This window comes from Agrobacterium sp. RC10-4-1, assembly GCF_014138475.1.
Taxonomy (GTDB): domain Bacteria; phylum Pseudomonadota; class Alphaproteobacteria; order Rhizobiales; family Rhizobiaceae; genus Agrobacterium; species Agrobacterium pusense.
Map to the genome: position 1 here is coordinate 53,790 of NZ_JACJIT010000012.1, position 19,934 is coordinate 73,723.

General features: G+C 59.3%; 17 protein-coding genes and 1 pseudogene. 4 read left to right on the top strand and 14 right to left on the bottom strand.

Annotated features, from left to right (window positions below; translation table 11 throughout):
- Nucleotides 1-99: 99 nt before the first annotated feature.
- The 6 genes from FHW77_RS25140 to FHW77_RS25165 form a co-directional block, all read right to left on the bottom strand.
- Nucleotides 100-849, bottom strand: a complete 750-nt coding sequence (locus FHW77_RS25140; protein WP_112416860.1) for a MerR family DNA-binding transcriptional regulator — start codon at nucleotides 847-849, stop codon at nucleotides 100-102.
- A gap of 12 nt (nucleotides 850-861) precedes the next feature.
- Nucleotides 862-2,760, bottom strand: a complete 1,899-nt coding sequence (locus FHW77_RS25145) for a S9 family peptidase (protein ID WP_112416895.1) — start codon at nucleotides 2,758-2,760, stop codon at nucleotides 862-864.
- Nucleotides 2,761-3,648: 888 nt separating this feature from the next.
- Nucleotides 3,649-4,761 carry a Gfo/Idh/MocA family protein gene (locus FHW77_RS25150; protein WP_112416861.1) on the bottom strand — a complete coding sequence of 371 codons (1,113 nt, stop codon included), beginning with the start codon at nucleotides 4,759-4,761 and terminating at the stop codon, nucleotides 3,649-3,651.
- A gap of 98 nt (nucleotides 4,762-4,859) precedes the next feature.
- A complete protein-coding gene (locus FHW77_RS25155) occupies nucleotides 4,860-5,582 on the bottom strand; it encodes an alpha/beta fold hydrolase (protein ID WP_107327361.1) in 723 nt (240 codons plus the stop codon).
- Nucleotides 5,583-5,696: 114 nt separating this feature from the next.
- Nucleotides 5,697-6,029: an antibiotic biosynthesis monooxygenase family protein gene (locus tag FHW77_RS25160; protein WP_112416862.1), complete on the bottom strand. Its 333-nt coding sequence runs from the start codon at nucleotides 6,027-6,029 to the stop codon at nucleotides 5,697-5,699.
- Nucleotides 6,026-7,012, bottom strand: coding sequence for a zinc-dependent alcohol dehydrogenase family protein (locus tag FHW77_RS25165; RefSeq protein WP_182590936.1), 987 nt, complete (start codon nucleotides 7,010-7,012; stop codon nucleotides 6,026-6,028). Before FHW77_RS25165 ends, FHW77_RS25160 begins: the two co-directional genes overlap by 4 nt.
- A gap of 196 nt (nucleotides 7,013-7,208) precedes the next feature.
- Here FHW77_RS25165 and FHW77_RS25170 point away from each other — a divergent pair, with 196 nt between their 5' ends.
- Nucleotides 7,209-8,135, top strand: a complete 927-nt coding sequence (locus FHW77_RS25170; RefSeq protein WP_107327358.1) for a LysR family transcriptional regulator — start codon at nucleotides 7,209-7,211, stop codon at nucleotides 8,133-8,135.
- Between the two features lie 268 nt (nucleotides 8,136-8,403).
- Here FHW77_RS25170 and FHW77_RS25175 read toward each other — a convergent pair whose 3' ends face one another.
- Nucleotides 8,404-9,168, bottom strand: coding sequence for a 3-oxoacyl-ACP reductase family protein (locus tag FHW77_RS25175; RefSeq protein WP_112416864.1), 765 nt, complete (start codon nucleotides 9,166-9,168; stop codon nucleotides 8,404-8,406).
- Between the two features lie 166 nt (nucleotides 9,169-9,334).
- Nucleotides 9,335-10,264: a LysR family transcriptional regulator gene (locus FHW77_RS25180; protein ID WP_107327356.1), complete on the bottom strand. Its 930-nt coding sequence runs from the start codon at nucleotides 10,262-10,264 to the stop codon at nucleotides 9,335-9,337.
- 182 nt (nucleotides 10,265-10,446) lie between these two features.
- On the opposite strand from FHW77_RS25180, the pseudogene FHW77_RS25185 reads away from it, so the two are divergent.
- The 3 genes and pseudogenes from FHW77_RS25185 to FHW77_RS25195 all read left to right on the top strand — a co-directional run.
- Nucleotides 10,447-11,052 (top strand): annotated as a pseudogene (locus FHW77_RS25185) (NADPH-dependent F420 reductase); the annotation flags it as partial.
- A 67-nt stretch (nucleotides 11,053-11,119) separates the two neighbouring features.
- Nucleotides 11,120-12,073 (top strand): zinc-binding dehydrogenase, encoded by a 954-nt coding sequence (locus FHW77_RS25190; protein ID WP_269842508.1) that lies wholly within the window; start codon nucleotides 11,120-11,122, stop codon nucleotides 12,071-12,073.
- A gap of 92 nt (nucleotides 12,074-12,165) precedes the next feature.
- Nucleotides 12,166-12,903, top strand: a complete 738-nt coding sequence (locus tag FHW77_RS25195; RefSeq protein ID WP_112416867.1) for an SDR family NAD(P)-dependent oxidoreductase — start codon at nucleotides 12,166-12,168, stop codon at nucleotides 12,901-12,903.
- A 255-nt stretch (nucleotides 12,904-13,158) separates the two neighbouring features.
- Here FHW77_RS25195 and FHW77_RS25200 read toward each other — a convergent pair whose 3' ends face one another.
- The 6 genes from FHW77_RS25200 to FHW77_RS25225 all read right to left on the bottom strand — a co-directional run.
- Nucleotides 13,159-15,108: a MacB family efflux pump subunit gene (locus tag FHW77_RS25200; RefSeq protein ID WP_112416868.1), complete on the bottom strand. Its 1,950-nt coding sequence runs from the start codon at nucleotides 15,106-15,108 to the stop codon at nucleotides 13,159-13,161.
- Nucleotides 15,109-15,116: 8 nt separating this feature from the next.
- Nucleotides 15,117-16,310, bottom strand: a complete 1,194-nt coding sequence (locus FHW77_RS25205) for an efflux RND transporter periplasmic adaptor subunit (protein WP_112416869.1) — start codon at nucleotides 16,308-16,310, stop codon at nucleotides 15,117-15,119.
- A gap of 247 nt (nucleotides 16,311-16,557) precedes the next feature.
- Entirely contained in the window at nucleotides 16,558-17,907 is a 1,350-nt protein-coding gene (locus FHW77_RS25210) for a sensor histidine kinase (RefSeq protein ID WP_044459319.1), read from the bottom strand.
- A 1-nt stretch (nucleotide 17,908) separates the two neighbouring features.
- Nucleotides 17,909-18,583: a response regulator gene (locus FHW77_RS25215; protein ID WP_044459318.1), complete on the bottom strand. Its 675-nt coding sequence runs from the start codon at nucleotides 18,581-18,583 to the stop codon at nucleotides 17,909-17,911.
- Between the two features lie 206 nt (nucleotides 18,584-18,789).
- The gene (locus FHW77_RS25220; protein WP_112416896.1) at nucleotides 18,790-19,074 is read right to left on the bottom strand and encodes a YMGG-like glycine zipper-containing protein; all 285 of its coding nucleotides are present in this window, start codon (nucleotides 19,072-19,074) and stop codon (nucleotides 18,790-18,792) included.
- Between the two features lie 350 nt (nucleotides 19,075-19,424).
- A partial coding sequence (locus FHW77_RS25225) for an NAD-binding protein (RefSeq protein ID WP_182590937.1) occupies nucleotides 19,425-19,934 on the bottom strand: 510 nt, incomplete at its 5' end.

Genomic DNA, 19,934 nt, shown 5'->3' on the forward strand with positions numbered 1-19,934 from the left:
ATGTCTGGGCACGGGACAGGGGCGCATTTCAACGTCATGGATCCGATTGCCGCCCGCGACCGGTCAATCATCTCGCGACTATCAGCGCAAACCGCGCAATCACCGCTTGGATTTCAGCCCGCTGTTGATTTCCCTCAGTAATTGTTTCTGCTGATCGTTCGTATTCTCCAGGGCATGAAGCCAAAGCAGCGTTGCCGCCTGACGCTTCCTGCCGCCGCTCAGCGCGTTGTCGAAGTCTCTCATCCATGATCCAAGATGGGCGATGTAATCTTCGGCAAGAGCTGAAATCTCGACGTCGTCACTATCTGGCCCCAACGCGTCGAAACGATCCCCCAGCTCTCGCACGGTAGCACCATATTCGAGATCCGCGAGTTGATCATAGAGCCGGGCCAGTTCTGCGCGCTGCCCTTCATCCAAAAGGTGTGACAGGAGTACGGATTGTTCCCGACCAGCCCGCACCGCTTTAGGGTCTCGCCCGACCTCCAGCGGCATCAGAGAGGCAGCAAATTCCGGCGCCATGTCGGGCGGTCCTTTGCCGTCACGCAGGGCTGTGACAGTCCGGCGTTGACGCTCCAGAAGTTCGATCTGCCGCGTGAGCCCCTCAAGAAGGGCGTCCAAACTGTCCTCGCTCATTTCGGCACGACCGTCGAGAAAGGCTGGGATTTGCGAGAGCGAGAAACCGAGCGCTGTCAATTGACCGATACGCAGCAGTCGGATCAAATGCGGCACGCTGTAAGCGCGATACCCATTGTTCTGTCTTGGCGGCTCCGGCAAAAGTCCGATCTGGTGGTAGTGCCGCAGCGTGCGGATGCTTACACCCGCCAGTCCTGCAATCTCCTTACTGCGCATGCGCCGCCCTCATTACTCGCCCCTCAAATGCCGTGCAAGAAAGCGCTCGATCCTCCGATAAAGCTCAATATTGCTATCCTCGTTGATGAACCAGTGTCCTTCGCGCTCGTTGAGAAGATAGTCGACCTCCACACCATTCGCACGCACCCTTTCCACCACCAGATCCGCCTGTGCCTTTGCAACGCGCACGTCGTTCGCGCCGTGAACCACCAAAAGCGGTTTGGAAATGCAATCAAGCCGGCTGACCGGCGAGCGTGCAAGCATGTCCCGGTTCTGCGTCTCAATATCAGGATCGCCCATGTAAGAAAGGTAGGTGTTGATTAGCGCAGGTCGTACGAACGGGACGGCCCCATCCACCAGCATCCGGAGATCGGACATGCCGGAGTAGGAAATGGTTGCGGCGAAGCGCTCCGGCGTGAAGCTGGCGCCCACCAGCGCGGCGTAACCGCCATAGGAGCACCCGTAGATCGCTACCCGTGCCGGGTCGGCAATACCCTGCCCGATTAGCCAGTCGAGCCCGTCGATCAGGTCGTCATGCATGCGCCCGGAGAACTCCCCTATAGCTGCTTGCATGAACGCCTTGCCATAGCCGGTCGAGCCGCGAAAATTCACCTGCAGCACGGCATAGCCGCGGTTGGCGAGGAACTGCACTTCCGGATCATAGATGCAGGCGTCGCGATACCAGGGCCCGCCATGGACCAGAAGTACGGTCGGCAGCGCACGCGGCTCATCCTTGGCAGCGAACCAGACGGGCAGCGTGACATGGCACGGCAACGTCAATCCGTCGCGCGACAGCACATCGACGGGTCGCACGCTCGCCAGCCGCTCGGCTTTGAGCGCTGAGAATCGCTCGCCAAGCACATACGCTTCACCGCTCTCATGTTCGTAAAGCCATGTCGTGCCGGGATGCCGGTCATCCCAAAATTCCGCCACCCATTGTCGCCCATCGGCATCGCAGGAAATGTACCCTATTTCCGCCTCTGACAGCCGCTGTAGGCTGTCTAGCACGGCGGCAAAATGCGCGTTCAGAGGCCGTATCAGCTGTCTTTTGCCAAGATAACGCAGTCCCAGCAGCTCGCCTGTCACAGGATTGGTTATCAGGCTCGAGGGAAAGCGCGGATCGGCCTCTGGCCGCGGCGTATCGAGGCTGAAATCGGGCTGGCTGTCGACTACCCTGTGCGTGCCCGTCGCAAGGTCAATGGCAGCAAGATAGGTGTGGTCGCTGCCCGCGTTGCAGCCAACTAAGATGCTCTTTCCATCCGCCGCCACCATAAGCGGCATCGGGCCGATTGGCTGGTCGCGTCCGCTCAGCTTCGCCAACGCGGTGAAAGCACCGTTCTCGTACCGAGCCAGTTCGTGGTCACCCCCGTCGTTGATGATGAAGGCATGCAGTGCGTTCGGCGTAATGATCCAGCGTACGAACCGACCGGGACTAATGGCAGCGACCCTGGTTTCAGCGCTTTCGATATCGACCTCGTACAGGTCGATCAAACCCGGACTTCTGAGGTTCATCTGCACGAAAGCCTTGCCTGGAAACGCGGCGGACAAGTCCAGTCCCATTACCCGCACACCGGAATAGGGCGTCAAGTTGACAGTCCTAGCCTTCCCGCCCACCGTCTCTGCCCCGTCCACCTCCACACGATGAAGGTGCCAGTTCTCGTCGCCCTGGGTGTCTTGTACGAAGAGGATGTAGCGAGCATCACGCGTCCAACTGAAGCCGTCGATATTGCGCATGTCATCGCTAGTCAGTCGCCGCCCCGCGCCTTGTCCGACTGGCCGCACCCAGATATTCAACCGCCCATGCCAGGGCGCCAGATAGGCCACCAGCCGGCCATCGGGCGAAATCTGCGCCCGCGAAAATTCTGGCATTCCAAAAAGCGTTTCAATCGGGATGAGATCAGGTGCAGTCATGTCGAACCTCGCATCGCCGACGGCGCCATCGCGGGCCGCCAGACCCAAACAATATCGACACACTGCCTGAACTATGACGTCGCGTCGGGGTCAACCGTGAAAGCCAGCTTGGTGCGGAATCACGTAATTTCTGCGTAACTGTGAGATTCCATATGGGTCTGGCGGGATCGCGCTTCGCTCTCGCAATTGACTGACTTGCCTAAAAAAAAGGTACACCAAATGAGCAAAGCCTCCCAAGATCACATCGTCATTCGACGCCTGTCTGCCGGAACAATGTTCGCAGGCCTCCTTATCCTGACCGGTTGCCAGACACCGGAACAGGAACGCTACGCCGATCTCGACACCTGCTCTGGAATGGGCGCACGATACGGATCATCGTCACATACCGCATGCATGCTCCAGCAACAGCAGCGTCGCGACGACGCGCAACTGCGGGCCCTTGAGTCGGCAAGGCTAAGCCAAATCATGGCAGAAGATGCACGCCGGCAGCATGAGCGCATGAGAAGAGAGCGACGACGGGACTAGTTCCGAGTTCGGTGTGAGGCTCGAGCGGAGACGTTTGCGCCCAGCCTCTCACCAATGATGCGCCCCTTTACGCAAACCGGATCTCGTCAAAGCCACTATATCGGAAAACGGTGGCTCAACTGGTTCTGATCTTCGTATTCGATAAAGGTCCGCGACGTGTTGAAGCCGCTTTCCAACACCGGACACACGCTGGGACCCGACCACACCACTGTACCGAAGTCGGACTTCGTTTGCATTGCCGGGCGCCCACCCGCCGATCTGGAGCGTGATACGAAAGCACGCCGGTGCTTACGCGGTTGCTCGGCCTTTGGGTTGCACGCGCAAAGATGAGCCACAGCACATGCTGGAACCCTTCCTGGGTTTTTAGGGGTTGAGATGCTGGCGATGACCCGTCAGATTGGCCTGTGTGATCGCCTCAAGCACCCGGTGACGATCGAGCGCGACCGCGAAGTCTGGCGCATCTGCGGTTCCGTCGCGAAGGTCGGCGGCGAGCTGGGCATAGAGCCGCGCGACACCCGCCGCAGGCGCTTCGAGTTGCAGGTCGGGAGCCGCATATCGTGTTGGAATCTGTAGCTGCTGGGCAGGCTCGCTGCCGCGGCGCAAAGTGATGGTCATATCACCGAAGTGGATGTAGCCCGATGCCGTCTCCACGCGCAGACTGCCTTCCGTGCCCTGGATCTCCCACACCAAGCCAGCGGACTGTCCGGCGCTGTAGTGCAGAGAAGTGACGATCCCACCTTCGAGAGCGCCGGCGACGATGATCTCGTCCGGCGCATCCTTCGGGAGGGACGAGCCATCCGAAAGGCGGACGCCGTCGCCGCGCTGATTGGCAACGATGGCGGACAGGCTCTTGAATCCGCCGAGCACGTGGGCCAATGGTTGGAGCGCGTGGCCGAGCATGATGCTTTGAAGCGTCGCGCCATTTGCTGCGCGAGCCATGTACTCGAATGGCGGGTCGTATCGGCCGACCCACATGTCATCGTTCAGATGCGCTCGGATGCTCGTGCTGAGCGGCATGCCGATCACGCCCTGACGGACGAGGTCATGAAGGTAGCGGATCGGCGGGTGCAGGCCGCCCTGCAGGCCAATAACCGTACGCAGCCGCCGTTTGCGGGCAAGCCCCTCTATCGCTCCGGCTTCCGATAGATTTCGCGCGAGCGGCCATTCGCAATAGACCATCTTGCCCGCGGCGAGCGCGTCGGAAACGATCTGCTGGTGATCCGGCACCTTGACCGCAACCACCACCAAGTCGACCTCCGGCCGAACGACCAGTGCCTGATGTGTGTCAAAGGCGAGATCGGCGCCCAGTCGGCTAGCGGTCGCGTTCGCACTCTCCATACGCGTCGTGCTGACGGCGCGAATCTGGAATGCATCGAGCGCCCGCAGTGCCGGGACGTGCGCAACTCCGCCCCAGCCTCGATCGGCACTGGCGCCGACGATGCCGACGCCGATCCGGGTGTTTGGTGAATTGGTCATGTAGGCGTGCTCCTGTCTGGTGCAGCCCGGGCAATGCTAGCCTTGCTGCGTCACATGGTTTCGTTTCCCGACAAATGATTGGGCGCAAGCGCGGGGAGTTAAGCGTGTCTCCAATGGGCCTCGAGTTCGCGCGCGACATCGGCCGGACGCTCTATCATCGGCCAATGCGAGGCGCGCAGCTTAACGACGGCGCGTGCGTGCGCGGCGTTGCCGAGCTCGTCGGCGAAGCGGTGCGGCAGAAACGGATCGTCCAGGCCCCAGATCACGAGTGCTGGCGCCGTTATCCTGCGTAGATCCGGCTTCCACTCCTCCCCGACCTCGATTGCGGAACGGTAAAGTGCGAGAATGCTTGCCCGCATGGTGGTATCGAGATGCCGAACCGATTCATCCGCCGCATCTTTCGGCATCTGCGCCTCGACGAGTTTCGCCGCAAATTCCTCGAGGTCGAGATCCTTCATCCATTGCTCGCCTTCACCTGGCGTCTGCCAGATCTTGGCGAGATAGTGCCACGGATATTCCGGATCGATCGGCCCACTGATGCCGGTCCAGGTCCGCACCAGATCCGGCCGGATCGACGTCAGACGGCCTGTCAGCAGGCAGCCCCAGTCATGACCGACCAGATCTACGGGTTCGCCGAACTCATCGATCCGGTTGATAAGCCAGTCGAGATATTCTTCCTTTGTTGACCTGAAATCCGACGGCAACGGATGACCGAAGCCGGGAAGATCGATCGTGACGATGTCACTGCGTTCAAGATGAGAGCGAACGGTGTCCCAGATCCGGTGGGTGTCGGGTACGCCGTGGACTAGAACTGCAGGCATGTCGCGATCTCCTTGCTGGTTGTTGCCAGGAGAATAGGGACATGGTGGCATCGCGGAAGTCGGCGTCAGAGAAACCCGGCGTTGCTATTAGCGCAACCCTTGCCGTTGTGCGCTCTAAGCCGCGCCGCTTTTCCCAGGAAGATAGTCACGCGAGCCGCTGTTGTCGTCCTCGAGATGATAGACCGTCGGTTCCCCCGAGAAGTATTCCTGTATGGCTCCCATGAACTGCTCATGGTCTTCGCTCGCGTCGAAACGCGGAGTATGATCGTCAAGCGACCGCCATCGCACGATCAGATTGAATACCTCCGGCGTTTCGATCCCCTGGGCGAGGACATGACCGCGGTAACCCCGCGCACGTGTGAGCAAAGGAACAACACCTCCGAACGCTTGCCTGAACTCGCTGATCTTGTCCTTTTGGACAGGCAGCACAGCGATCTCGTAAATCATGATTGCACCTTTGTGTCGGCTTGCGGGTCAATGGCAATCGCGATCTTGCCGCGCAAACCGTTGTTTGGTTTCTCGAGCAGCGCATGGGCAAGCGGAAGGTCGGCGAGCGAATAGACGGCGCCAATATGCGGACTCAGCTGACCGCGTTCCACCAGAGTGCTCAGCTCGTTGAGCTTGCCTTGGTTCTGCCTCGTGAAGACGAAGTGGTAGCTCGCGTTCCTGCCCCATGCCTCAATGAGATTTTGAGGCTGTGCGATGTCCACGATCGAGACGACGCGGCCGAGTTGTGCAAGCGCCTTCGGGCTGTGGGACAATGTTTCGCCGCCGAGGGTGTCAAACACGACGTCTACTCCGCGGCCTTCGGTCTCCCGCATGATGGCGGCGACATAATCCTCTTTCCTGTAATCAATGACGACGTCCGCTCCCACATTTCGCGCAAACTCGAAGTTTTCTTCGCGAACGGTCGTAAAGACCTTTGCTCCGATGGCTTTCGCAACCTGGATAGCGACGTGCCCAACCCCTCCAGCGCCGCCATGGATCAATATGCTTTCACCCACCCTCAGGGCAGCACGCGAGACAAGCGCTTCCCAGGCGGTTCCGCCAACCAGGCTAAGGCTCGCAGCCTCAAGATGGGTCAGCGAGCTGGGTTTGCGCCCGATGATGTTTTCGTGCGCAACGTGGTATTCGGCGTAACTGCCTGGCCCGTCGAAGATCTGCGGCGTGTACCAGACCTCGTCCCCTGCAGCGAACATTGTTACGCCCGGACCGGTCGCTTCGATAACGCCCGATACGTCATGACCGGTAATTGCAGGCAACGGCACCAGGTCGCGATAGTCGCCTCGCCGAACCTGGTAGTCGAGGGGATTGATCGATGTGGCATGGACCCGCACCAAAACCTGCCCCGCCTTAGGAACTGGCTTTGGAATTTCGACGAGCTCAAAGGCTTCTGGACCGCCGAAGGATTTGAGTGACATCGCTTTCATTTCAGGCTCCTCTTTTATCGAAGGTAATGATTCTTGTCGCCGGCGTCGGCGTGGGACGAGAAACCTGCTCCGCCGTCGCAGCATTGCGGCCTCGAAGCGTCGACGCCGTTTCGATGTTCTATGTGATTTATCGCGATTGCTTTCGGTAGTGGCCCAGATTAAGGATCACCTTCAAGAAAATTTTGAAAGTCGGCGAATGGACGTGGACGAATTAAATCTCTTCGTGCGGATTGCTCAACTTCGCAGCATCAGTGCCGCAGCTCGCGACTTGGGTCTGACGCCCGCTGGCGCTAGCGCCAAACTGTTGGTTCTCGAGCGAAAACTAAATGCAAGGCTCGTCCATCGCACTACACGGCAAGCAACTTTGACGGAAGACGGTCTGGCGTTCCTGCCGCATGCGGAACATATTGTCGTCGCTGCGGAGGCCGCCCGAGCGGCACTTGGGCGAGAGCAAGCAGCGCCTCGCGGCACATTGCGAATAGCGGCCCCTGCCTCGTTCGCGCGAATGCATATTGTGCCGGGCCTGGCTGAATTTTGCAGGCAATATCCCGGTTTGGCACTTGATTTGCGCATTTCGGACAGCATCGTTGATCTGGTCGAAGGTGCTTTTGATGTGGCGGTTCGTTATACCGAGCTCAGCGACTCATCCTTTGTCGCGCGGCGGCTTGCTCCCGACAATCGGGTGCTGGTCGCGTCACCCGAATATCTCGAAAAACGCGGCCGGCCCAGCACGCCCGACGACCTCGCGGAACATACCTGCCTCGTCGTCGGCACGCTCGATCTCTGGACATTTCGGGGGAACGGTTCGATGGTGATCGAACGACGTGTTACTCCGGGTCTCCGCATCAATGACGGCACTGCAGTGCGCGATGCCGCTTCTGCCGGGCTGGGCATCGCGCTGATGGCCACGTGGTGCGCGTCGGAAGAGCTACAGTCCGGCGCGCTGGTTCCGGTCCTTCCGGAGTACCCGCTGGTCTCAACCCAGACGCTTTGGGCCTTGTATCCAAGCTCTCGCGAATTGGCACCGAAAGTGAGAGTGTTCATCGACTGGCTTGTAAATCGCTTCGGCAATCAACCCTACTGGGATAAAGGACTGGAAAACATCCTCGATCACCGTCGATGATGCGTGTTTATTGTCCGGTTCCGATACGCGCGAACACGAGTTCATATGAAACGGTGCGGTTTTGCGCTTGAACGGCGGCTGGGCGCGCATTCCAGATCGAGATCGCAACGGTGAAACCACCAAAGGCGACCCTTGTTTTTGATCGTGCCAAGCCGCTGCGGCGTCTTGCAACCGCGTCGTTCAAGCCCGCCTTGAGCCGTTGATTATTGGTGAGGCGTCGAATTCGCTGCGCTTGGCGCAGCAATTTTGCATTTCGCCCCGGGCATTTTCAGGATGTGAAGCCACCATCGGCCCGGATGTCGGCACCTGTTACAAACGAGGCTTCCGGACTTGCAAGAAATGCGACCACGTCCGCAATTTCCTTGGGCTTTCCATAGCGGCCCACCGCGATACGCGAGATCTGCATAGCGGCAAACTCGCCATCAACAGGGTTCATGTCAGTGTCGGTTGGGCCTGGATGCACCGTGTTGACTGTAATGCCGCGTGGCCCGAGGTCATGAGCCAAACTCCGGTTGAAACCGGCGACGGCCCCTTTTGTGAGGCCGTATGCTGACAGCCCGGGCACCCCGGCATATTTCGTGATCGAACTGCCGATCTGTATGATACGGCCGCCATCCTTCATATGGCGCACGGCCTCCTGCGTGGCAACGAAAACGCCGGTTACGTTGACAGCGAGCATTGCCTGATAGTCATCGAAGGCGATTTCGTCGATGGGACCGGCAAGGGCAATACCGGCATTGTTCACCAAAATGTCGAGGCCGCCGAACTTATCGACCGTCGCAGCAACGGCGGCGCGTATCGCGTCCGGATCAGCGGCATCAGCGGCAATAGCCAGCGCGCGCGCGCCCGTTTTTTCTATGGCGACAGCAACTTCCTCAGCCTTCGCAGGTGATCCACGATAGGTGAAGGCAACCTGAGCGCCATCCGCTGCGAGACGCTGTGCGATCGATGCGCCGATAGATCGCGATCCACCGGTGACAAGTGCGATCTTCCCGTTCAGTGGAAGATATCGAGACGAGGCTAATTCAGTCATTTTTTCACTCCTTTTGCGTGTCCGTGGAGTGATATATTTGCCCATCCCTGTCCTAGAATATTAGCATCATATCGGTTGGATCATCTTCAAGCATGTGTTGAATATGGGATATTCGACGCAGTCAAACGACCACGGCTTCAAAGGAAGCTAACAAGGCGTTTGGACATCAGCCTAGACTGCCTGCAAGCCGGGCACTGAGGCGCTCACGACGGAAATACTCAGTATAGAAGTCGATGAAAGCGCGTGTCTTTAGCGGTTGGAGCGCGCGGCCGGAGTAGTAGAGCGAGATAGATCCGGCATCGGCATACCACTTCGGAAGGACACGTTCGAGCGCGCCACTTTCCATATGTGGCAGCACATCGGGTACAGCCAACAATGCAATGCCCAACCCCGCGATCGCCGCCTGCACCATGGGAGCGGCGTCGCTCATCACAATCGTCTCGTTGAGGAGCGCGCGCTCTTCGCGTCCTTGAGCGTCCCGCATCATCCATTGCCTGATCCGGCCCGAATTCGAGGACCGCATCAAGATTCCGGCATGATCGGCCAGATCGGCGGGGCTGGCCGGCCGGCGACGTGCAGCAAAATAGCTGGGCGATGCCACCGCGATAACGTGCACGGGTGCGAGCGTCGTGGAAACGATGCCAGGATTGAGTTCGAAACCACCGCCGATCGCGGCGTCGAAACCCTCAGCGATAAGATCGACCTTGCGGCTGTCGAAATGCCAGTCAGGTCGGACGCCCGGATAACGGGCCAGAAAGTCGGGCAGTGCGGGGAGAACGTATCCCATCGCGAATGACAAACTCATGCTGAGCTTCAAAACACCGACGGGCTCGCCTTTCGTTTGTGATGCCCCGTCGATTGCCCCCTGAAGGTGGTTCAGGCTGTCGCCGATGCTTGTCAAAAACGACTCCCCCGCCTCGGTCAGGGTCAACTTCCGCGTTGAGCGGTGAAAGAGCCGTATACCGAGGTTGCGTTCCAGCATTGCAACATTCCGGCTGACTGCCGCCGGCGTGATCGAGAGACGCCGTGCAGCCCCAGAAAAGCTGCTCGCTTCTGCGCTTCGAACGAACGCTTCGAGGTTTGCCAGTGTCTCCATTAAACGTAACCTTCAAGCATTGATTGAAACTAAAACAATCCATCTATGACTTATGCTGGGTGTATTTGCCAGCCATATTCCAATCAACAGCAAAAGCGAATTTCTGCAACGCCACCGGCATCAGGCCCAGGATGTAGCGGGAAAACCGACCGTCGCAGACAGAATTCTCACGAACCGTAAAGGAGTGGGTGATGACCATTGGAATTATCGGAGCCGGCAATATCGGGAGCGCATTTGCCACTGCGCTCGGCAGGGCAGGAATCGAAACCGTGATCGCAAACAGCCGAGGACCGGAAAGCCTCACGGCGCTTGTTTCAAAACTTGGAAGCACGATCCGGGCTGGAAGCGTCCAAGAGGCCGCGGCGCAAGCCATCGTTCTCGTGGCAGTCCCCTGGTCAAAGATACCTGGCGCGCTCACCGGTTTGAACTTTGACGACAGGATCGTAATCGACGCCAACAACTCCATCGAAGCGCCGCTTTACAGGCCTGCGGACCTTGGCGGCCGCACCTCTACGGATATTTTCACCGCCCTTGTGCCAGGCGCGCTCGTCGTCAAGGCGTTCAACCATCTGACGCCAACCCAACTAACGGGCGACCCCCACTCGGAAGGAGGCAGGCGCGTCCTGTTTTACTCGGGCGACGATATGAGGGCGAAGGCTGAGGTCTCTGCCATCATTGATCGCATCGGCTTTTTCGGGATCGATCTCGGCGGGCTTGCAGCCGGCAGCCAGCTGCTTCAGTTCCCAGGTGGTCCCCTGCCCGCTCTCAATCTCGTCAAGTTCGACTGAACATCGCGGCGCTCCAGCCGTGTGCAATCGGTGCGCGGCGCGCCATCTGAAACCCGGAGACAATATCGTGACAAGATTCATTCAAATGGAGTCGGCGGGCGGACCGTCGGTTTTGCAAGTTATCGAGAAAGACCTGCACGCCCCACGTGCCGGCGAGGTCAGGCTCATTCAAGACGCGATCGGCCTCAACTTTGTCGATACGATGATACGGAGAGGCCAGTATCCGATGGCGTTGCCTGCGGTTCCCGGTTTTGAAGCGGCCGGGACGATTTCCGAAGTCGGATCCGGCGTCGAAGGGCTGTCGGTCGGTGACCGGGTCGCTTACTTCTTTTCGGAAGGGGCCTATGCCACCGAGAGGATCATTCCGACCGCGCCGCTCATCCGCCTGCCCGCCGATATCTCGAACGAGACTGCGGCGACCTTCCTGGCGAAGGGTGCGACGGCCTGGATGGGGATGCGTGGTCTCCATGATCTGAAATCCGCCGAGACGGTGCTGGTACTCGGGGCATCGGGAAGCGTAGGTGCTATCCTGTCTCGCTGGGCAACGTCGCTGGGCGCAACCGTGATCGGCGTCGCGGGATCGCGGAACAAGTTCGACAGGGTCGCGGCCGGCTCCACCCATGCCTTCCACGCTGGCGAGCCAGACATCGCCGCCAAGATCCGTGCGATCGCACCTGACGGTGTCGACATCGTCTATGATTTGGTTGGCCGGGCGACCTTTGCTCTGGGCGCGTCGAGTGTACGTGACGGTGGCGTGATTGCCGCGATTGGAGCCGCGACGGGTCAGCCAGCGCCGGCCCCAGATCTTGTGCGTCGGGGGGTAGCTGTCCGCAGTGGTGGGACCCCTCAATATGTCCGGGGACCAGCAGTTGAGACCGCAACTTCCGAGCTATGGGATGCGCTGCGCTCAGGCATTTTCGATGATCTCGAAACCATCCGCTATGAGTTTGATGAGATAGCCCGAGCGCATGACGATATGGACAATCGCCGCTTGAGCGGTCTGCCCGTCCTGATCGCTTGAACCAAAATAATCGTTCGGCGGCAGGCCGCACGATGCCCTGCGCAATGTGGCCGGGCGAACATTTCCCCTATCGACAATAAAAGGAATGATCGATGAGTGAACTAGCAGGTAAACGTGCGCTTGTGACTGGTGCGTCCCGCGGCATTGGCGCCGCGATAGCGATAGCTCTGGCAGAAAAAGGCGCCGACGTTGCGATCACGTACGAACGCGCCGCTGATCGGGCAGCGCAAGTCGTCGCAACAATCGAGGGCAAAGGCCGCAAGGCATTGGCTATCCAGGCTGACAGCATGGACCCAGAGGCGGTTAAGCGGTCGGTTGATCAAGCGGCGCAAGCCTTGGGCGGCCTCGACATCCTGGTGAACAATGCGGCTATCGCGATCTACAAGGATGTGGCGGATTTCACCGTTGCCGATATCGATGCTCTTTTCGCTGTCAACGCTCGCTCCCCGATCCTGGCGTCGCAAGCCGCGATGCCTTATCTTGGCAAAGGTGGCCGGATCGTCACAATCGGCTCCGCAGGCGCAGAACGCATTGTCGGACCATCGACGGTTTATTCAATGACCAAATCGGCACTTCAATCGTTTACCCGCGGTCTGGCGCGAGAACTTGGTCCCCGTGACATCACTGTCAACCTCATTCAGCCAGGATCAACCAACACGGACATGAACCCGGCCGAGGGCGAGTTCGGAGATTTTCAGCGCGCCCTGATACCGCTCGGCCGGTACGGCGAGCCGGAGGATGTCGCGGCTGCCGTAGCGTTCCTCGCATCTGGCGCGGCCCGACAAATCACCGGAACCATCCTGACCGTTGATGGCGGCACGTTGACCTGAACGCACTCCCGCGGGTCCACGATTTAAACATGAAGAGAGTGGGAGCTAACTGGATACTACCACCTAGTAGCTCTCCTTTCTCATTCCACTTTGCAGCAGCATAGCGTGGTCGAACGGAGTGCAGATCGCATGTCTTCAAGCGCGGATTGGCACTTCGCGCTGAGGATCGAGTCAGAGCGGCGGACCCAATTGGAATTCCAAACGGCAATGGCCACTGCTATTCGTCACGACGCCATCACGCATCCTTTCCAGCCATCATTCGCGTGCCAAGGCTTCTATTGGGTCCAGCTTTGCCGCGTTGCGGGCGGGAAGGAAGCCGAAGACAATTCCGATCAGGGTGGAGCAGGCGAAGGCCACAAGGATGGAGCCAGAGGAGAAGATCATTTTGAAGTCGGGGCTCAGGAAATTAAAAAGAGCGCTGATCCCGAGGGCGAGCATCACTCCCATGAAGCCGCCGACAAGGCAGACCATGACGGCCTCGATCAGAAACTGGGAGAGGATATCGCAGCGGCGTGCGCCAACGGCCACGCGAACGCCGATCTCCTTGGTGCGTTCGGTCACGGACACCAGCATGATATTCATCACGCCGATGCCGCCGACAATCAGCGAGATCACGGCGACTGACGAAATCAGCAATGTCAGGGTTTGCGTGGTGGTCTCGATAGTCTCGCGAATGGTCGCTGAGTTGGTGAGGAAGAAGTCTTTCGCGCCATGCCGACGCTCGATAAGGCGCGAAACTGCGGCCTCGACATTGCCCGGATCGACATCGTCTCTGATACGGACCGTTATGCCGTCGACGTTCGGACGACCCAGCATGCGGCCCATAACGGTTGTGTAAGGCGCATAAACAGTCAACGTATCAACCGCCGGGCCGAAGGAGTTTTCCCGTTTCGTCACGCCTATGACCCTCGCCGGCATTGTGCCCAGAAGGATGACCTGCCCCACCGGGTTTGCCCCGTCTGGAAACAGGTCTCGCGCGGCGTTTGCATCGATCACCACATTCTGGCTGTAGGCGATAACATCCTGGGCGTCGAACAGTTGTCCATGCGCCAGCTCAAGACCCCGTACACGAAAGAAGTCCGCGCCAACGCCGGTGACTGACGCATTGACGGCCACCGCGGCGCGCTTGACAGTTACGCTTGTCGTGACGGTTGGTGTCACGCTGTCGACATAGGGCTGGTTCATCAGCGCTTCTGCATCGGCGGGAACCAGGGTCCGTATCTTGCCCGCTTCCAGATCGCCGAAGCCTTTACCGGCCCGCACCTCGATCGTGTTGGTGCCAAGCGAACTGATACTACTCAGGATTTGTTGCTGCGAACCGGCGCCCAGCGCCGAGATTGCCGCTACCGAGGCGATACCGATGATAATACCGAGCATGGTCAGAAGCGAGCGCATTTTGTGCGCCCATATTGCCGCGCCCGCCATACGAAAGGCCTCAGTCATCCGGTCAATTGCGCCGCGCCAGCCAGCGCCCGGCGCGTGCTCGCGGACGGGACGGGCCTTCGCGGCGGATTTGGATACATTGCGCTCGTCGGAAATGATAACGCCGTCGCTGATCTCTACAACCCGATCCGCATGTTCGGCGATCTTCTTGTCGTGAGTGACGAGGACGATGGTGTGCCCTTCGGCATGAAGCTCGCGCAGGATCTTCATGACTTCGGCGCCACTGTGCGTATCCAGCGCTCCGGTCGGTTCGTCGGCCAGAATTATCTCGCCGCCATTCATCAACGCGCGGGCGATCGACACCCGCTGCTGCTGGCCGCCCGAAAGCTTGCCCGGAATATTGCCCGTCCGCTCGGCGAGCCCCAGCCGGGTCAACAAGGAGATCGCTCGCTTGTGCCGGTCGGATCGGCTGCGTCCGGCATAGATGGCCGGCACCTCGACGTTGCTGGCCGCGCTGAGATCGCCAAGCAGATGATAGCGCTGGAAGATGAAACCAAAACGCTCACGGCGTAGTGCCGCGAGTTCGTCCACCGACATCTTCGAGGTCTCGCGCCCTTCGATCCAGTAGCTGCCGTCCGTCGGACGATCGAGGCAGCCAAGGATGTTCATCAGCGTCGACTTGCCGGAGCCAGAAGCACCGATGATGGCCATCATCTCGCCGGCCTCGATGTCGAGGTCAACGTCTTTCAGCACCCGCACCATCTCGTCGCCTGCGGGGAAAGCGCGGGATACCCCACGTACGCGGATCAGTGGTTCCGTCATAGCGCGCCCTACCGCTTCGCTGCGGCCAGTTGCGCCTGGCCATCCGTGCGTTCGTCCGTGGATGCTCCCAGGACGATGGTCTCGCCTGCCTGAAGACCGTCGAGAATCTGGATGTCCGCCCCGTTATCGATGCCGACCTGGACCTGCCGGATCTGGACCTCGCCTATCGCGTCCAGTATCCGCACGCGCGCCGTATCACCTGCCCGGGGTGCCCCTTCCACTGCGCTGAGCGGAACCAGCACGGCGCCGCTGACGCGGCTCAAGACGATGGACACCTGCGCCGTCATGGACGGTCGCAGGATACCGTCCGCATTCGCCACATCGATCAGCCCGGTGTAATAGACCGCGCCATTGGTTGAGTTAATCCGGCTAGCAGCGGCGTTGCTCTCGTTGGCGATGGAAGCCGGGGCCGGTTCCACCTGTCGCAACTCCCCATCGAACCGGCGCTTCGGATCGCCAAGAATGCTGAACCAGACCGGCAGGCCTCGTCGCACACGCACGACGTCAGCCTCGGAAATGTCCGCGCGGACCGTCATTGTGTCCAATCGCGCGATCATGACGATGGTCGGCGCAGTCTGCAGGGCATTCACGGTTTGACCCTCGTCAGTGACGATCGCGACCACAGTGCCCGCGATTGGAGCAGTGATACGCGTATAGTCCAGCTCTATACCCGCAGACTCCAGCGCGACCTGCGCTTGGGCGACCTGAGCGTCCACCGATTGAACCTCAGCCCGCGCGCTGTCTCGCGTCGCAACCGCGGCGTCATACTGGGCGCGCGGCGTGGAACCACCTGCCAGCAGGTCACGCTCACGCTCGAAATCCTTCTCGGCTTTCACCAGACCGGCGCGGCGCGCGGCGTGAACGGCGCGGATGTTGGCCAAAGCGGCCTCGCGGTCCCGCAAGGTGTTGCGCCGGGTCTGGGAATCGATCTCGGCCACCAATTGGCCCGCCTCGACGATGTCACCGATCTTGACAGCAAGATGCTCAATGCGTCCCGACGCCTGGGCGCCGACACGCACCAGCTCGAGCGGTTCGAGAACCCCGGTCGCCAGCACCACCTCTTCAATGTCACCCGTTCGCGCCTGCGCCGTTACCAGTTCAGGCTTCGCCGGCGAACGCAGAAACAGAAGCCAGACGCCCAGCAAACCGACAAGGGTTACCGCCGACAGGATGAGACGCTTGCGGGTGATGTTTCGTGTCATTTAGTCGTGGCCCATGCTATGAAATTTGCGGGCTTTCTCTGTCACGAGAGTTACCTGAAAATTACGGGGAGCCGTCGTCGCGGCTGCTCCGTTTGGCATGCACCTTAAAATCAACCGATCGGCAAAGCGTGTTTGCAGTGTGGGTGGCGTGCCAGAGATTGCCCGCCACATATCAGGCGATCGCGGCCGTGCCCAGCCAACGCCGACGGATACGGATGCCCTGACCCCTTAGCGCAGGCACCGGCCGCTACCGACGCTGGAAAATGCGCTTCTCGCGCCAGCGCACGGCAAATGTGCTGCCCTTGCCTGGAGCGGACGAAAGCTCAACGTAACCGCCGTGACGGGTCACGATCTCATTGACCATGCTGAGACCCAGGCCCGCGCCTGAGCCGTGAGGGCTGACCCGGTAGAACGGTTCGAATATGCGCGATTGCTTATCGCTGGCGATTCCGCAACCCTGATCGGCGACCATCACGCTACCGTCAGCCTCAATGCTCACTGATATCTGTCCTCTTCCGCCTCCGTACTGGACTGCATTACGAACCAGATTGACGAATGCACGCTCCAAAGCTTCGGCATCACCCGGAACGAACAGATCTTCCGCATCGCTGTCGAACGAAATCTCGTAGCCTTCAGAGATCGCCAGGGGAGCAAGATCGGCAACCACCTTCGACACAACGCTGTTGAGATCGACAGGTGCGTTCTGCTGGGGCTTCTGTCGGTACTTCTCGGTGTCGAGAAGCTGGTTCGCGATCGCTGTCAGTCGCTTGATGGCCGTCTGCAGGTGGGTCTTGTCAGAACTTGGCGAAAGCGTATCAATCCTCACCTGCAGGACAGCGATCGGCGTTCGAAGTTCATGCGCCGCGTTGACGAAGAAGCGCTCCGTCGCCTCGAAGCCGCTATCGAGACGACGCAGCGCCCTGTTGATGTCGCGCACCAGGCGAAGCACTTCATTGGGCAGACCCCGCTCTTCCACCAAGGCACCACGTGTGTCGAGATCGATCCTGTCGAGACGCGTGGTCAGGTCGCTGAAGGATCGCAAAGCCCAGCGTGTGACAAACGGAGCGCCAATGAGCGAAATGGCGACGAGGATCAGCGCCGGAATACCGATGGCAAGGTTCCCCAGCAGCACGGTCACACCATATTGAGACATCGGGACACCGCCAGCAAAGATCGTCGCCTCACCGGCCTGGGTGTCGAAACGCTCCATGCGGCCCACACTCAACGGATCATCTAGATCGCCATGAAGTTCGACACTTCTGAACGTCCGCAAGAATGGCATGTTATCGGCAATTTTCCCGGGAGGCACGCCATGTGCCAGAACGATATCTTTGCCCAGGTCTGCCACGAACCAAAGGTTAGGCGAGTCTTCCATAATCTCTTTAAGTTCAGCCGTTGGCATCAGACTTGCTCGGCCATTCGGCTCGAGACGGACTGAATCTGCGATTTCCTGAGACAGCCAGATGGACGTAATTGCCACATCGGGCTTGAGGCCGGAAAGGAGATAGAAAACCAAGCTGAGCGAGGCGATGACCGCACAGAGCTGCAGGACAATAAAACCGAAAGTGAAACGCCAGCGAAGGGAGGTGCTGGTCATCCTATTGCTGCTCATGAAGATAATAGCCTATGCCTCGAATGTTTTTGATAACGATGTTGGCCTCCGCTTCGCCAAGCTTTCTGCGCAGCCGCGACATGTTGGATTCCAGTGAGTTCGACTGGATCTCATCATCAAAGGAATAGACCTGCCCCTCAAGGGACGAGCGCAACACGGTCCGACCACGGTTTCTCAGAAGCGTCTCGATGATCAGCAGTTCCCTGCGGGTGAGCGCAAGGCGGACGCCATTGACATGTACATCGCATGACACACGATTGTAGGTAACGTTTCCGGCAGCCAGGAGGGACGATCCCGTTGTCGGAGCCCTCCTCAGCACAGCGCTCATTCTCGCGACCAGTTCAGCGATTTCGAAGGGCTTTGGTAAATAATCATCAGCGCCGTCATTCAGCCCGGATATACGCTCGTCGGTGGACCTCAGAGCGGAGATGATGATCGATCGCGTGTTTGAACCTGCGCCACGCAAATCCGCAAGAAAGGTACTGCCATCACCATCAGGCAGTTGCCGGTCGATAAGGACGATATCGTAGTCCGCCATGGCGATTGCTTCCCGCGCCGTTGCCAGATCGCCAACGGCATCAAGAACAATGCCATGCTGCGAGAGGGCCACCCTCAAGGCATCCGTCATTTCTGGATCGTCTTCGATAAGTAGAAGTTTCATAGTCGCCTACTCATTCAAGTCGCACTGTCGTTTCCGATAATCCTTACAGCAAAACGACCGCCCGTGATCGAGATAAGCTCAACGTTCGTGACGTCCTGACCGTCAGATTTCCCGATGTCATAGAAGTGGTGTGGCTGCGGAGGGTGAAGAGCCGGAGTTTTTCGATATCACTCTCGCCTTTGACGTGCGGCAGCCGGCTGCAATCTCTAGCGGCAGCGACCGTAATAATCCCGGTATCTGCAGCTATAGTCGCGGTGATCCCGTCGTTCCCAACGGTCCCGGCGGTTCCTGTCGTTCCGTTCGCTGATGTTGCCTATCACAGCGCCACCTGCGCCGCCTGCGGCGGCTCCCACTGCGGCGCCTTCCCAGGTACCGCTTGCCAGCCCACCGATGATAGCACCGCTCGCCGCACCGATGCCGGCGCCCTTCTCCGTCTGGCTGCAGGCGGTCAGTGCCACGCAAACAAGTACGCCCGAAATGATCTTTTTCATGCCTGTCCTTTCGTTCATCGCCACGGCGGCCGTCCATCGACCGCTAAGGCAGAGACGTATGGCCGCCGAAAATTACGGGGAAGTTACGCAAGACCGGCGCCAACGACACCTGTCGAAAGAGCAAATTCCTGTAGGACGCGCGTCTTGGCGATCACCCATTCTCAAGTGACCGCCGCCCATTCATAGGCCCCGGACTATCCGTGTTCTTCACTGCGTTTCAGGACGGAGAGCCGAAATGACCACAGGCAGTCCCTCGCCAACGTTCTTGCGGCCTGACCTAGGGGCTAATCTACTGATTTTGCGCGCTTTACCCTGGATTGCCGACCGTCAATCAGGAGGTCTCGTTTGAACTACAAGGCTTTGATCAACGCCGAATGGTCTTTGTCGCCCAGACCTCTTTCCAGCGCGCCATTCATCAACTGATGAACAATCGCAGTGTTGGGCAGCATAAGCTCGAGCAGACGCGCCGACTCAAGCGCGAGCGATATGTCCTTGTGATGCAAACGTATGCGAAAGCCGGGCTCGAATGTTTCGTTGATCATCCTTTCGCCGTGAACCTCCAGCACGCGGGACGCGGCAAAGCCACCCATCAAGGCCTTGCGCACGATCGAGGGGTCCGCTCCGGCTTTTTTCGAAAAGCGAAGGGCTTCCGAAACGGCCTGAATATTCAGGGCGACAACAATCTGATTGGCGACCTTAGCAACCTGACCGTTTCCAACGTCACCGATCAGGGTGATGTTCTTGCCCATCTTTTCAAACAGGGGTCTTGCGCGCTCGAAAATATCCGGTTTTCCGCCGACCATGATGGTCAGCGACGCCGCTTTGGCGCCAACTTCACCGCCCGACACCGGCGCGTCGAG

What these genes read in the sequence shown, in the direction of transcription:
- FHW77_RS25155 (WP_107327361.1), bottom strand. Translation starts at nt 5,582, where the DNA reads ATGCCTGCAGTTCTAGTCCACGGCGTACCCGACACCCACCGGATCTGG.
- FHW77_RS25150 (WP_112416861.1), bottom strand. Translation starts at nt 4,761, where the DNA reads ATGACCAATTCACCAAACACCCGGATCGGCGTCGGCATCGTCGGCGCC.
- FHW77_RS25210 (WP_044459319.1), bottom strand. Translation starts at nt 17,907, where the DNA reads ATGACCAGCACCTCCCTTCGCTGGCGTTTCACTTTCGGTTTTATTGTC.
- FHW77_RS25170 (WP_107327358.1), top strand. Translation starts at nt 7,209, where the DNA reads ATGGACGTGGACGAATTAAATCTCTTCGTGCGGATTGCTCAACTTCGC.
- FHW77_RS25215 (WP_044459318.1), bottom strand. Translation starts at nt 18,583, where the DNA reads ATGAAACTTCTACTTATCGAAGACGATCCAGAAATGACGGATGCCTTG.
- FHW77_RS25205 (WP_112416869.1), bottom strand. Translation starts at nt 16,310, where the DNA reads ATGACACGAAACATCACCCGCAAGCGTCTCATCCTGTCGGCGGTAACC.
- FHW77_RS25160 (WP_112416862.1), bottom strand. Translation starts at nt 6,029, where the DNA reads ATGATTTACGAGATCGCTGTGCTGCCTGTCCAAAAGGACAAGATCAGC.
- FHW77_RS25175 (WP_112416864.1), bottom strand. Translation starts at nt 9,168, where the DNA reads ATGACTGAATTAGCCTCGTCTCGATATCTTCCACTGAACGGGAAGATC.
- FHW77_RS25140 (WP_112416860.1), bottom strand. Translation starts at nt 849, where the DNA reads ATGCGCAGTAAGGAGATTGCAGGACTGGCGGGTGTAAGCATCCGCACG.
- FHW77_RS25180 (WP_107327356.1), bottom strand. Translation starts at nt 10,264, where the DNA reads ATGGAGACACTGGCAAACCTCGAAGCGTTCGTTCGAAGCGCAGAAGCG.
- FHW77_RS25165 (WP_182590936.1), bottom strand. Translation starts at nt 7,012, where the DNA reads ATGAAAGCGATGTCACTCAAATCCTTCGGCGGTCCAGAAGCCTTTGAG.
- FHW77_RS25145 (WP_112416895.1), bottom strand. Translation starts at nt 2,760, where the DNA reads ATGACTGCACCTGATCTCATCCCGATTGAAACGCTTTTTGGAATGCCA.
- FHW77_RS25195 (WP_112416867.1), top strand. Translation starts at nt 12,166, where the DNA reads ATGAGTGAACTAGCAGGTAAACGTGCGCTTGTGACTGGTGCGTCCCGC.
- FHW77_RS25200 (WP_112416868.1), bottom strand. Translation starts at nt 15,108, where the DNA reads ATGACGGAACCACTGATCCGCGTACGTGGGGTATCCCGCGCTTTCCCC.
- FHW77_RS25220 (WP_112416896.1), bottom strand. Translation starts at nt 19,074, where the DNA reads ATGAAAAAGATCATTTCGGGCGTACTTGTTTGCGTGGCACTGACCGCC.